General features: G+C 41.4%; 12 protein-coding genes. 11 read left to right on the top strand and 1 reads right to left on the bottom strand.

Features of this window, described 5'->3' with window-relative positions:
* The first annotated feature begins 106 nt into the window (after positions 1-106).
* The 8 genes from B7714_RS01345 (at position 107) to B7714_RS01310 (ending at position 5500) form a co-directional block, all read left to right on the top strand.
* Complete coding sequence (locus B7714_RS01345) at positions 107-1507, top strand: bifunctional Cof-type HAD-IIB family hydrolase/peptidylprolyl isomerase (protein ID WP_084859429.1); 1401 nt, start codon at positions 107-109, stop codon at positions 1505-1507.
* A 1-nt stretch (position 1508) separates the two neighbouring features.
* On the top strand, positions 1509-1868 hold the full coding sequence (locus B7714_RS01340) for a S1 RNA-binding domain-containing protein (protein WP_000689619.1): 360 nt from the start codon (positions 1509-1511) through the stop codon (positions 1866-1868).
* Positions 1869-1921: 53 nt separating this feature from the next.
* Positions 1922-2671, top strand: a complete 750-nt coding sequence (locus B7714_RS01335) for a tRNA1(Val) (adenine(37)-N6)-methyltransferase (RefSeq protein WP_084859428.1) — start codon at positions 1922-1924, stop codon at positions 2669-2671.
* Complete coding sequence (locus B7714_RS01330) at positions 2661-2945, top strand: GIY-YIG nuclease family protein (protein WP_084859427.1); 285 nt, start codon at positions 2661-2663, stop codon at positions 2943-2945. Before B7714_RS01335 ends, B7714_RS01330 begins: the two co-directional genes overlap by 11 nt.
* Before the next feature lie 85 nt (positions 2946-3030).
* Positions 3031-3966 carry a manganese-dependent inorganic pyrophosphatase gene (locus tag B7714_RS01325; RefSeq protein WP_084859426.1) on the top strand — a complete coding sequence of 312 codons (936 nt, stop codon included), beginning with the start codon at positions 3031-3033 and terminating at the stop codon, positions 3964-3966.
* Between the two features lie 85 nt (positions 3967-4051).
* Entirely contained in the window at positions 4052-4564 is a 513-nt protein-coding gene (locus B7714_RS01320; protein ID WP_084859425.1) for a YiiX/YebB-like N1pC/P60 family cysteine hydrolase, read from the top strand.
* Positions 4548-5198, top strand: coding sequence for a DUF1803 domain-containing protein (locus B7714_RS01315; RefSeq protein ID WP_084859424.1), 651 nt, complete (start codon positions 4548-4550; stop codon positions 5196-5198). Before B7714_RS01320 ends, B7714_RS01315 begins: the two co-directional genes overlap by 17 nt.
* Positions 5199-5299: 101 nt before the next feature.
* Entirely contained in the window at positions 5300-5500 is a 201-nt protein-coding gene (locus B7714_RS01310) for a CsbD family protein (RefSeq protein ID WP_000051179.1), read from the top strand.
* Between the two features lie 31 nt (positions 5501-5531).
* Here B7714_RS01310 and B7714_RS01305 read toward each other — a convergent pair whose 3' ends face one another.
* Positions 5532-6977, bottom strand: a complete 1446-nt coding sequence (locus B7714_RS01305; protein WP_084859423.1) for a UDP-N-acetylmuramoyl-L-alanyl-D-glutamate--L-lysine ligase — start codon at positions 6975-6977, stop codon at positions 5532-5534.
* Between the two features lie 105 nt (positions 6978-7082).
* On the opposite strand from B7714_RS01305, the gene B7714_RS01300 reads away from it, so the two are divergent.
* From B7714_RS01300 to B7714_RS01285, 3 genes are all read left to right on the top strand, one after another.
* A complete protein-coding gene (locus B7714_RS01300) occupies positions 7083-8705 on the top strand; it encodes a putative polysaccharide biosynthesis protein (protein WP_084859422.1) in 1623 nt (540 codons plus the stop codon).
* A 201-nt stretch (positions 8706-8906) separates the two neighbouring features.
* Positions 8907-10865, top strand: coding sequence for a peptide ABC transporter substrate-binding protein (locus tag B7714_RS01290; protein ID WP_084859420.1), 1959 nt, complete (start codon positions 8907-8909; stop codon positions 10863-10865).
* 145 nt (positions 10866-11010) lie between these two features.
* Positions 11011-12105 carry a cystathionine gamma-synthase gene (locus tag B7714_RS01285; RefSeq protein WP_049550524.1) on the top strand — a complete coding sequence of 365 codons (1095 nt, stop codon included), beginning with the start codon at positions 11011-11013 and terminating at the stop codon, positions 12103-12105.
* The last annotated feature ends 1 nt before the right edge of the window (position 12106 follow it).

The raw sequence follows: 12106 nt of genomic DNA, 5'->3' as shown, positions 1-12106 counted from the left end.
TAGTTTTTCTGGCTCTCTTTTTGATAGGATTTTCATCTTTTTTCAAAAAAGGAATTTCATCAGCTTTATGGTATAATGGAAGGAGTGATAAAAAAGAGGTAGAGAGATGGATGCAAAATTAAAATACAAGGCAAAGAGGATTAAAATCGTCTTTTTTGATATTGATGATACCTTGCGTACGTCAAAGACAGGTTTTATTCCAGCTACAATTCCCACTGTCTTTAAACAGTTGCGTGAAAAAGGAATTTTAATAGGAATTGCCTCTGGGCGCGGTATTTTCGGTGTTGTTCCAGAGATTCGTGATCTCAAACCTGACTTTTTTGTAACCCTAAATGGGGCCTATATTGAAGATAAAAAAGGGAAGGTGATTTATCAACATCAGATTGACAAGTCAGATGTTGAGGAGTATGTCTCTTGGACGAAGGAAGAGGGAATTGAGTACGGCCTGGTTGGTAGTCATGACGCCAAACTCTCCACGCGAACAGAACTGATCAGTGAAGCTATTGATCCGATTTATCCAAACTTGGATGTGGATCCTAACTTCCATGAAAAAACGGATATATACCAGATGTGGACCTTTGAGGATAAAGGGGCTGATTTGCACCTACCAGAGTCTTTATCGGATAAACTTCGCATGGTGCGTTGGCATGAACATTCATCTGATATCGTGCCGATTTCAGGATCCAAAGCAACTGGTGTAGCCAAGGTGGTGGAACATCTAGACTTGAAACCAGAGAATGTCATGGTCTTTGGGGATGGTCTCAATGACTTGGAACTCTTTGATTATGCTGGAATCAGCATTGCTATGGGTGTTTCCCACGAAAAGATCAAAGAAAAAGCAGATTATATTACAAAAACAGTAGAAGAAGATGGCATTTTTGATGCCTTAGAAGGATTTGGTATGGTAGAAAAAGAATTGCATTTCCCACAAGTAGACATTGAAACAGTAGAAGGTCCGTTGGCGACTATTAAGACAAATTACGGAGACTTGCGTATCAAGCTCTTCCCTGAACAGGCTCCCAAAACAGTAGCCAACTTTGTTGCTCTTTCAAAAGACGGTTACTATGATGGTGTGATTTTTCACCGCATTATCAAGGACTTTATGATTCAAGGTGGAGACCCCACTGGTACTGGTATGGGTGGAGAATCAATCTACGGCGACTCTTTTGAAGATGAATTTTCTGAAGAACTCTATAATGTTCGTGGCGCTCTTTCTATGGCTAATGCGGGTCCAAATACCAATGGAAGTCAGTTCTTTATCGTGCAAAACCAACACTTACCGTACTCTAAGAAAGAGATTGCGCGTGGTGGTTGGCCTGAACCAATCGCTGAGATCTATGCAGAACAAGGTGGAACTCCTCACCTTGACCGTCGCCATACTGTTTTTGGGCAATTGGTAGACGCAGAATCGTTTGCGGTCTTGGATGCCATTGCAGCTGTTGAGACTGGTGCAATGGATAAGCCAGTTGAAGATGTGGTAATTGAAACGATTGAAATTGAGGACTAGAATGAAAATTGGTGATAAGCTAACTGGGCGTATTACAGGAATTCAGCCCTATGGTGCCTTTGTCGAGTTAGAGACAGGGGTGACAGGGCTGATTCACATCTCGGAGATTCGGACGGGATTTATTGAAAATATCTATGACATTTTAAAAATTGGTGATGAAGTCCAAGTTCAGGTGGTGGATTTTGACGAATACACTGGAAAGGCCAGTCTTTCCATACGTACCTTGGAAGAGGAAAAGCATCAATTACCAAGACGGAGACGTTTTTCAAATGATCGGATCAAGCACGGTTTTGCACCACTTGGACGAATGATGCCTGTTTGGACGCGTGAGGCACTTGAGCATTTAAAGAAGAAGCCGTAAATACGATTATCTAAATTATTTGTAATATTAACATCATTTGTTATAATAAAAGTATGAAAGAAGAACAATTATTAAAACCAGGAGAGCGAATCAATCAGCTCTTTTCGACAGATATTAAGATCATCCAAAATAGAGAGGTGTTTAGCTATTCGGTGGATAGTGTTCTTTTATCACGCTTTCCTCGCTTCCCTAAACGGGGGTTAATTGTGGACTTTTGTGCTGGAAATGGTGCAGTGGGACTTTTTGCTAGTTCACGTACTCAGGCGCGGATAATATCTGTAGAGATTCAGGAGCGCTTGGCGGATATGGCAGAGCGTTCGGTTCAGTTGAATGGCTTGGAAGAGCAGATGCAGGTCATCTGTGATGATTTGAAAAATATGCCTGCCCACATTCAGGGAAGTAAGGTGGATATGATTTTGTGTAATCCGCCTTATTTCAAGGTGGATCCGCATTCCAATCTGAACGAGAGTGAACACTACCTCCTAGCAAGACACGAAATTGCGACTAATCTTAAGGAAATCTGTCGAAGTGCTCAGAGTATTCTCAAGTCTAATGGCCGTTTGGCCATGGTCCATCGTCCTGATCGGCTCTTGGATATCTTAGATATGCTTCAACGCCACAATTTGGCACCCAAGCGTCTGCAATTTGTCTATCCTAAACGAGAGAAGGAGGCCAATATGCTCTTAATCGAAGCTATCAAGGATGGCTCGACTAGTGGCTTCAAGGTCTTACCACCTCTCATCGTTCATAATGATGATGGTTCCTATACACCAGAAATTCAAGAGATTTACTATGGATCATAAGGCCTATATGTATGTGTTGGAGTGTCGCGACGGTTCTTATTATACGGGCTATACAACGGATGTGAAGAGGCGCCTTGTCGCTCATAATAGTGGTAAGGGAGCCAAGTATACCCGAGCTCGCTTGCCAGTCAAACTCATCTATGTAGAGGGTTTTGCCAGTAAGAAAGAAGCCATGTCTGCCGAAGCTCTCCTCAAACGCAAGAAACGTCCACAGAAAGAACGATTTTTATCCGAAAATCAAGAGAAAAATCTAGTCAACCATATTGATGTCTAACGAGGAGTCTTTTGGCTCCTCTTACTTTTGTAAAAAGAGGAAAAAAGTGCTAAAATAAGATGAATAAATTTAAAGAGGTATTATCATGTCTAAGATTCTAGTATTTGGTCACCAAAATCCAGACTCAGATGCCATCGGGTCATCTGTAGCCTTTGCTTATCTTGCAAAAGAGGCGTATGGATTGGACACAGAAGCAGTAGCACTTGGAACTCCTAATGAAGAAACAGCCTTCGTTTTGAACTATTTTGGTGTAGAAGCACCACGCGTCATCACATCTGCTAAAGCAGAAGGTGCAGAGCAAGTCATTTTGACTGACCACAATGAATTCCAACAATCAGTGTCAGATATCGCTGAAGTAGAAGTTTACGGTGTTGTGGACCACCACCGTGTGGCTAACTTTGAAACTGCAAGCCCACTTTACATGCGTTTGGAACCAGTTGGATCAGCTTCATCTATCGTTTACCGCATGTTCAAAGAACATGGTGTGGCAGTTCCTAAAGAAATCGCAGGATTGATGCTTTCAGGTTTGATTTCAGATACTCTTCTTTTGAAATCACCAACAACTCACCCATCTGATAAAGTCATTGCTCCTGAATTGGCAGAATTAGCAGGCGTTAACTTGGAAGAGTACGGTCTTGCAATGTTGAAGGCTGGTACAAACTTAGCTAGCAAATCTGCTGAAGAATTGATCGACATCGATGCTAAGACATTTGAACTCAACGGAAATAAGGTTCGTGTTGCTCAGGTTAACACAGTTGATATTGCTGAAGTTTTGGAACGCCAAGCTGAAATCGAAGCAGCAATGCAAGCGGCTAATGCAGCAAACGGCTACTCTGACTTTGTCTTGATGATTACAGACATCGTCAACTCAAACTCAGAAATCCTTGCTCTTGGATCAAACATGAACAAGGTCGAAGCTGCCTTCAACTTCAAACTTGAAAACAACCACGCTTTCCTTCCAGGTGCCGTTTCACGTAAGAAACAAGTGGTGCCTCAGTTGACTGAAAGCTTTAATAGCTAATAGTCTGAGTGATAGTTGAAATGTGGAAACGTTGGTTTCCTTATAGCTAAAGGGGTTTCGGCTCCTTTTTTTCTAGGAGAGAAAGATGTTAGAAAATGGTGATTTGATTTTTGTGAAGGACCTTTCAGATATGGGGCAGGCCATCCAGGCTTCTACTGGGAACTATAGTCATGTAGCCATCTTTTTGGATGGTTTGATCTATCATGCTAGTGGGCAAGTAGGTGTCATCTGTCAAGAACCGACTGAATTTTTTGAACCGACTCATCTCTACGATCTTTATGTTTATCCAGAGCTGGAAGCTGACTTGGTAAAGGAAAGAGCAAGCAAATATTTAGGTGAACCCTATAATGCCTCTTTTTATCCAGATGGATCTGGCTTTTACTGCTCCCAGTACATCGCTGAAATCCTACCGATTTTTGAAAGCGTACCGATGAAATTTGGGGATGGGAAGCAGGAGATTAGTGATTTTTGGAGAGAGTATTACCAGAAGCTCGAACTTCCTGTGCCTCTGAATCAACCAGGGACCAATCCCAGTCAGTTGGCAGCATCTCCTCTTTTAGAATGTAAAGAAAGGAATCTTCATGATTCAGATTTTTAATCCCTCCCGTTTGACTCGACAGCCATTTTTTATAGATTTGGTGAACTATCTGGACCAGCACGACGATGTGATTCTACGAGAAATCAAGGCTCAGTTTCCAGATGTGGCAGTTGATAAACTCGTGGAAGAGTATATAAAGGCAGGTTTGATCTTAAGGGAAAACAAACGCTATTCCCTCAATCTCCCTTTTCTAGAATCAATAGACGGTCTGGCCCTTGACCAAGAAATTTTTGTCAGAGAGGATAGCCCAGTCTATCAAGCCTTGCTGAAGAAGACTTTTGAGACAGAATTGCGCAATCAAACCAATGCCGCCATTTTAGTCGAACGTACGGACTTTGCAAGAGAAAAGATGACCATATCCAATTATTTCTACAAGGTCAAACAACAGTATCCTTTGACGGAAAAACAGCAGGAACTTTATGCTATTTTAGGAGATGTCAATCCTGAGTATGCTCTCAAATATATGACGACTTTTTTACTTAAATTTCTCAAAAAAGATCAATTAATTCAGAAACGTCGTGATATCTTTGTGGACAGTTTAGTCGTTCTAGGCTATATTGTTCAAAATGAAGCTGGAAAGTATGAGTTGGTTGTTGATTTCGACAAGGAACGGTTGACTTTCTATTTACTTTAATTGCTTCATTTTGAGCAGATTGCTTGACTTTGCAAAAGAATAAGCATAAACTGAATGTAAGCGATAACGTTTATCGTATTAAAAGCAAAGGAGACAGAGATATGTCACTTGAAAATAAATTGGATCAAGCAACTGGTGCTATCAAAGAAGGATTTGGTAAAGTTACTGGCGATAGCAAGACAGAAGCAGAAGGTACTGTAGAAAAAACAGTTGCCAAAGCAAAAGAAGTTGTTGAAGATGCTAAAGGTGCTGTAGAAGGTGCCGTTGAAGGTCTTAAAAATTCATTTAAGAAAGAAGACTAAAAAAATCAAGGGAATGTTTCCCTTGATTTTTTTATAGATAACGTTCTGCGATGGCTGCGTCTCCAGGATAGTCTTCTTTCTTTCCTTGGACGATTTGGTAGCAATCAGCTCCCTTGCCTGCAATAATCACAGCATCGAGTTCTTGATTTGTGATGGCCATCGCCGCCTTGATGGCTTCTTCACGATCGGCAATCTTTTCAACAGGATGACTGATGTAGCTGTTGATTTCATCTGCAATGGTCATTGGATCTTCATAGTTGGGATCATCAGCGGTGAGAAAGACTTGAATCTCAGGATGTTGATTGAGAAGGAGTCCGAAGTCCTTGCGACGACTTTCACCCTTGTTTCCAGTCGAACCGAGAACCAGAGCAATTTTTCCAGTTTGATGGGTTTCAACCACATTGATGAGTTTCTTCAGACTGTCCCCGTTGTGGGCGTAGTCGATGAAGACCTTGGCTCCATTTTTCTGTGTGAGGACTTCCATACGTCCAGGGACCCGGGTTGCAGCAATTCCTTTTTTGATGTCCTCCAGACTAGCACCTAGACGAAGGCAGGCAAGTCCTGCAGCGACTGCATTTTCTTGATTGAAGTGACCGATGAGTTGGATATCATAATCACCAGCGAGTTTACCTGTAGCTGAAAAGCTAAAGGCTTTGGAATTCTCGATTTGGTTGCTCGACTGACTACCGTAGAAATCATGCTCTTGATGTTCAACTTGTTCTTTCAGTACAGAAAAGTGATCCATATCGCTGTTAACGACAACTGCTCGGCTATTTTCTATCAAGAGACGTTTGTGGTAGAAGTAATCTTCAAAGCTAGGATGCTCAATCGGACCGATATGGTCAGGAGTGATGTTAAGAAAGACACCTACATCAAAGGTCAGGCCATAGACTCGATGAACAAGATAGGCTTGACTAGAGACTTCCATTACAAGATGGGTTCTTCCATTCTTAACAGCCTGAGCCATCATGTCGAAAAGATCGATATTTTCAGGCGTTGAGAAGGAAGATTTAAAGAAGGTCTCGCCATCCAGAGTTGTGTTCATAGTTGACAAGAGGGCTGTTGGGTAGCGTTGAGATAGGATGTGGTAAGCAAAGTAAGCAGCTGTTGTCTTTCCTTTTGTCCCTGTAAAAGCGAGAATTTTGAGTTTCTCTTGTGGATTGCCGTAAAATTCCATAGCAATCAAACTCATGGCTTTTTTGATATCGTTCACAATGATGACGGGGATACCGACTTCGTAGTCCTTTTCTGCGACATACCAAGCTAATCCTTGCGTTATAGCGGATAGGAGGTATTCTTTTTTAAAGGCAGCACCTTTTGCAAAAAAAAGAGTCCTTTCTTTTACTTTTCTGCTGTCATAACTGATGCTGTCAAAAACAACTTCACTGTAGTTGTAGTGGTAATGACCTTGGTCAATAATCTCACGAAAAAGGCCATCTTTCTTTAAAATATCTAATACGGTTTCAATCTTAATCATACTTTCTATTATAAACTTCAAGCCCGAATTTTACAAGTAACAAGGAAAAGTTTATAATGGAAGATAAGGAACTTTTCCTAGTTATCAAAATTGAATGAGGAAGCTATGTCTAACGAAAACAATCACCAGCAAGCCCAGATGTTGCGAGGGACTGCTTGGCTAACAGCTAGTAACTTTATTAGTCGCCTCCTTGGTGCTATCTACATTATTCCCTGGTATATCTGGATGGGAACCTATGCTGCTAAGGCAAATGGACTCTTTACCATGGGGTATAATATTTATGCTTGGTTCTTGCTGATTTCAACAGCGGGTATCCCAGTTGCGGTCGCAAAACAAGTGGCTAAATACAATACCATGCGGGAAGAAGAGCACAGCTTTGCCTTGATTCGGAGTTTCCTAGGCTTTATGACTGGCTTGGGACTGGTCTTTGCCTTGGTCTTGTATCTCTTTTCTCCCTGGTTAGCAGATTTGTCAGGTGTGGGGAAAGACCTGATTCCCATCATGCAGAGTTTGGCTTGGGCGGTCTTGATTTTCCCATCTATGAGTGTCATCCGGGGCTTCTTCCAAGGGATGAACAATCTGAAACCCTATGCTATGAGTCAAATCGCTGAGCAGGTGATCCGTGTTATCTGGATGTTGATGGCAACCTTCTTCATTATGAAGATGGGTTCTGGTGACTACCTATCAGCCGTTACCCAATCGACCTTTGCGGCCTTTGTGGGGATGGTGGCAAGTTTTGCAGTTTTGATCTACTTCCTTGCCCAAGAAGGTTTGCTCAAAAGAGTCTTTGAAACACGGGATAAGATCAATAGTAAGCGACTCTTAGTCGATACTATCAAGGAAGCCATTCCCTTTATCCTAACAGGATCAGCCATTCAGCTCTTCCAGATTTTAGACCAAATGACCTTTATCAATAGTATGAAGTGGTTTACCAACTATAGCAATGAAGACTTGGTTGTCATGTTTTCTTATTTTTCTGCCAATCCGAATAAAATTACCATGATTTTAATCTCTGTGGGAGTTTCGATTGGGAGTGTCGGTTTGCCGCTGTTGACGGAAAACTATGTAAAAGGCGACTTGCAGGCGGCGGCTCGCCTAGTTCAAGATAGCCTCACTATGCTTTTCTTATTTCTACTGCCGGCAACGGTTGGAGTGGTCATGGTAGGGGAGCCTCTTTATACAGTCTTTTACGGTAAGCCAGATAGTCTGGCCATGGGCTTATTTGTCTTTGCAGTTTTACAGTCTACTATCCTAGGCTTGTATATGGTCTTGTCTCCTATGCTTCAGGCCATGTTCCGCAACCGCAAGGCAGTTCTTTACTTTATCTATGGTTCCATTGCTAAGCTCGTCTTGCAATTGCCAACCATTGCTATTTTCCACAGCTACGGTCCTTTGATTTCAACGACTATAGGCTTAATCATTCCGAATGTCTTGATGTACCGAGACATCTGCCAGGTAACGGGTGCTCGTCGAAAGATAATCTTGAAGCGAACCATTTTGATTACCATCTTGACCCTTGTTATGTTTATCTTGGTTGGCTTTTTGCAGTGGCTAATCGGTTTTATCTTCCAACCAAGTGGACGTTTCTGGAGTTTCCTTTATGTGGCTCTCATCGGAGGGCTTGGAGGAGGTCTGTATGGTTTGATGAGCCTACGGACACGACTATTAGACAAGATAATTGGCAAAGCTCAAGCAGACCGACTACGTACACGATTGAAAATATCGTAAAAAGATTTATAAATAAAAGTAATGAATTTAACCTTTCTTTAAAAGAAAGGTTTTTTATAGTTCGTTTTCTTAAAAAAGAGAACTTTTTCTAAAATTAAGAGCAAAAAATATGCTTTTTTAAGTTTTTCTTCAGAAATCACTTGACTAAATAAAACTAAAGCTGTATAATAAGACAAAACTTTTAAACAGGAGGTTCTGGAAATGAAAAAGTCTAAGGCCAAGTATCTGACACTTGCAAGTGTCGTGTTAAGCGCAGGTATCTTACTGAGCGCATGTGGAAATTCAAATAGCGCTTCTAAAACATATAACTATGTTTATTCGAGCGATCCATCTAGTTTGAACTATCTTGCTGAAAACCGTGCAACAACCAACGACATCGTGACCAATTTGGTGGATGGGTTGATGGAAAATGACCAATATGGTAACTATGTTCCATCATTGGCAGAGGATTGGACTGTTTCTCAGGACGGTTTGACCTATACTTACAAATTGCGTAAGGATGCAAAATGGTATACTTATGAGGGTGAAGAATATGCCCCTGTAACGGCCCAAGACTTTGTGACAGGTTTGAAATATGCTGCTGATAAAAAATCCGAAGCCTTGTACCTGGTTCAAGACTCTGTAGCAGGTTTGGATGACTATATCAACGGGAAAACAACTGACTTTTCAACAGTCGGTGTTAAGGCTATTGATGACCAAACAGTTCAGTATACTTTGACACGTCCAGAACCTTATTGGAATTCTAAAACAACTTCAACCATTCTCTTCCCTGTCAATGCAGACTTCCTGAAATCAAAAGGGGATGATTTTGGTAAGGTAGATCCTTCTAGCATTTTGTACAGTGGACCTTTCTTGATGAAATCTTTTGTTTCAAAATCTGTTATCGAATACAAGAAAAATCCAAATTACTGGGATGCTAAAAATGTCTTTGTGGACGATGTGAAATTGACTTACTATGACGGTAGTGACCAGGATGCCCTAGCTCGTAACTTCGTAGAAGGAGTCTACAGCTACGCACTTCTCTACCCAAATAGCTCAAGCTTTGAAGGCATTAAAGAGAAGAACAAGGATAACATCATCTATAGTATGCAAAATGCAACTTCTTATTACTTGAACTTCAACTTGGACAGAAAATCTTATAACTTCACTTCTAAGTCCTCAGATATCGAAAAGAAATCAACCCAAGAAGCAGTTCTGAATAAAAACTTCCGTCAAGCCTTCAACTATGCTTATAACCGTACAGCCTATGGAGCACAATCTCAAGGGGAGGACGGAGCAACGAAGATTATTCGTAACTTAGTGGTGCCTCCAACATTTGTAAGTATCAACGGAAAAGACTTTGGCGATGTTGTTTCAGAAAAGATGGTCAACTATGGCCAAGAATGGCAAGGAATCAACTTTGCAGATGCGCAAGACCCATACTACAATCCTGACAAGGCTAAAGCTAAATTTGCAGAAGCTAAGAAAGAATTGGAAGCTAAGGGTGTGCAATTCCCAATCCACTTGGATGTATCTGTAGACCAATCAGCTAAAAAAGGTGTACTTGAAGCAAGTTCTTTGAAACAATCCATCGAATCTGTTCTAGGAGCTGAGAATGTGGTTATCGATATCCAACAGCTATCAACAGATGACTTTGACAACTCTAGCTACCTAGCTCAAACTGCAGCTCAAAAAGACTTTGATATCTATAATGGCGGTTGGAGTGCGGACTACTTGGATCCATCAAGTTATCTTGATATCTTAAATGTCAATAACGGTGGTATGTTGCAAAACATTGGTCTAGAACCAGGTGAGGTCAATGACAAGGCTAAGGCAGTTGGACTGGATACTTACACTCAAATGTTAGAAGAAGCGAACAAGGAGCAAGATCCAGCAAAACGTTATGAAAAATATGCTGAAATTCAAGCTTGGCTCGTTGATAGCGCCCTTGCTATTCCAAACGTTTCTCAGGGTGGAACACCGACCTTGAGAAAGACAGTTCCATTCTCATCACCATTCTCACAAGCTGGAAATAAGGGTGTCGAATCATACAAGTATCTCAAGTTACAAGATAAGACTGTAACGGCTGATGAGTATGAAAAAGCTAAAGAAAAATGGCTGAAAGAAAAAGAAGAATCAAATAAAAAAGCCCAAGAAGAACTGGCAAAACACGTTAAATAACCAGTCTATTCAACAGGAAAAACGATAGTTTCTCAAGGAACTATCGTTTTTATATAGTTTGAAACTATAACTAGCTCTTGAAAACAAGAAAATGAGTTAGTAAAAATAAGTGGTACAATAGTTACTATAGATTTGGAGGTATTGTATGAGCAAAGAACTACACATCAACACAATTTTGGCCCAGGCGGGGATCAAGTCAGATAAGGCGACAGGTGCCTTGGTAACGCCGCTTCATTTTTCAACAACTTATCAGCATCCAGAGTTCGGTCAGTCTACGGGATTTGACTATACTCGTACCAAAAACCCAACTCGCAGTAAGGCGGAGGAGGTTTTGGCGGCTATTGAATCAGCGGACTATGCCCTAGCGACAAGCTCAGGAATGGCTGCGATTGTACTGGCCTTTAGTGTTTTTCCAGTAGGAAGTAAAGTCTTGGCTGTTCGTGATCTGTATGGGGGTTCTTTCCGTTGGTTCAATCAAGTCGAGCAAGAAGGCCGTTTCCATTTTACCTATGCCAATACAGAAGAAGAGTTGATTGCTGAGTTGGAGAAAGATGTGGATGTTCTCTATATTGAAACACCAACCAATCCCTTGATGTTGGAATTTGATATTGCCAAACTAGCCAAACTAGCTCATGCCAAGGGTGCCAAGGTAGTGGTGGACAATACCTTCTACAGTCCGATTTACCAACGTCCGATTGAAGATGGTGCGGATATCGTTCTTCATTCTGCCACCAAGTATCTAGCAGGGCACAATGATGTCTTGGCTGGGGTCGTTGTGACTAATAGTTTAGAACTATATGAGCAACTGTTCTACAATTTGAATACGACAGGTGCGGTCTTGTCACCATTTGATAGTTATCAGTTGATTCGTGGCCTTAAAACTCTACCTCTTCGTATGGAGCGTTCTACAGCCAATGCCCAAGAAGTGGTTGCCTTTTTGAAGGATTCACCTGCTGTCAAGGAAGTGCTCTATACTGGACGTGGAGGCATGATTTCCTTTAAAGTAGTGGATGAAAAACGTATTCCTCATATTTTAAATAGCCTCAAAGTCTTCTCATTTGCGGAAAGTTTGGGTGGGGTAGAGAGTCTGATCACCTATCCGACGACTCAAACCCATGCGGATATTCCAGCAGAAGTGCGCCATTCCTATGGCTTAACAGATGACCTCTTGCGCTTGTCAATTGGGATTGAAGATGCTAGAGATTTGATTGCGGACTTGCGCCAAGCTTTGGAAGGATAAG

Source organism: Streptococcus oralis subsp. oralis (assembly GCF_002096595.1).
GTDB classification, from domain to species: Bacteria; Bacillota; Bacilli; order Lactobacillales; family Streptococcaceae; genus Streptococcus; species Streptococcus oralis_D.
Note: the sequence above shows the minus strand (reverse complement) of the source record. Positions and strands in the feature narration are given on the sequence as shown.

Excerpts from the sequence above, each read along its gene's own strand:
- B7714_RS01340 (WP_000689619.1), top strand. The coding sequence starts at position 1,509 with ATGAAAATTGGTGATAAGCTAACTGGGCGTATTACAGGAATTCAGCCC.
- B7714_RS01305 (WP_084859423.1), bottom strand. The coding sequence starts at position 6,977 with ATGATTAAGATTGAAACCGTATTAGATATTTTAAAGAAAGATGGCCTT.
- B7714_RS01315 (WP_084859424.1), top strand. The coding sequence starts at position 4,548 with ATGATTCAGATTTTTAATCCCTCCCGTTTGACTCGACAGCCATTTTTT.
- B7714_RS01330 (WP_084859427.1), top strand. The coding sequence starts at position 2,661 with ATGGATCATAAGGCCTATATGTATGTGTTGGAGTGTCGCGACGGTTCT.
- B7714_RS01345 (WP_084859429.1), top strand. The coding sequence starts at position 107 with ATGGATGCAAAATTAAAATACAAGGCAAAGAGGATTAAAATCGTCTTT.
- B7714_RS01310 (WP_000051179.1), top strand. The coding sequence starts at position 5,300 with ATGTCACTTGAAAATAAATTGGATCAAGCAACTGGTGCTATCAAAGAA.
- B7714_RS01335 (WP_084859428.1), top strand. The coding sequence starts at position 1,922 with ATGAAAGAAGAACAATTATTAAAACCAGGAGAGCGAATCAATCAGCTC.
- B7714_RS01285 (WP_049550524.1), top strand. The coding sequence starts at position 11,011 with ATGAGCAAAGAACTACACATCAACACAATTTTGGCCCAGGCGGGGATC.
- B7714_RS01300 (WP_084859422.1), top strand. The coding sequence starts at position 7,083 with ATGTCTAACGAAAACAATCACCAGCAAGCCCAGATGTTGCGAGGGACT.
- B7714_RS01325 (WP_084859426.1), top strand. The coding sequence starts at position 3,031 with ATGTCTAAGATTCTAGTATTTGGTCACCAAAATCCAGACTCAGATGCC.
- B7714_RS01320 (WP_084859425.1), top strand. The coding sequence starts at position 4,052 with ATGTTAGAAAATGGTGATTTGATTTTTGTGAAGGACCTTTCAGATATG.
- B7714_RS01290 (WP_084859420.1), top strand. The coding sequence starts at position 8,907 with ATGAAAAAGTCTAAGGCCAAGTATCTGACACTTGCAAGTGTCGTGTTA.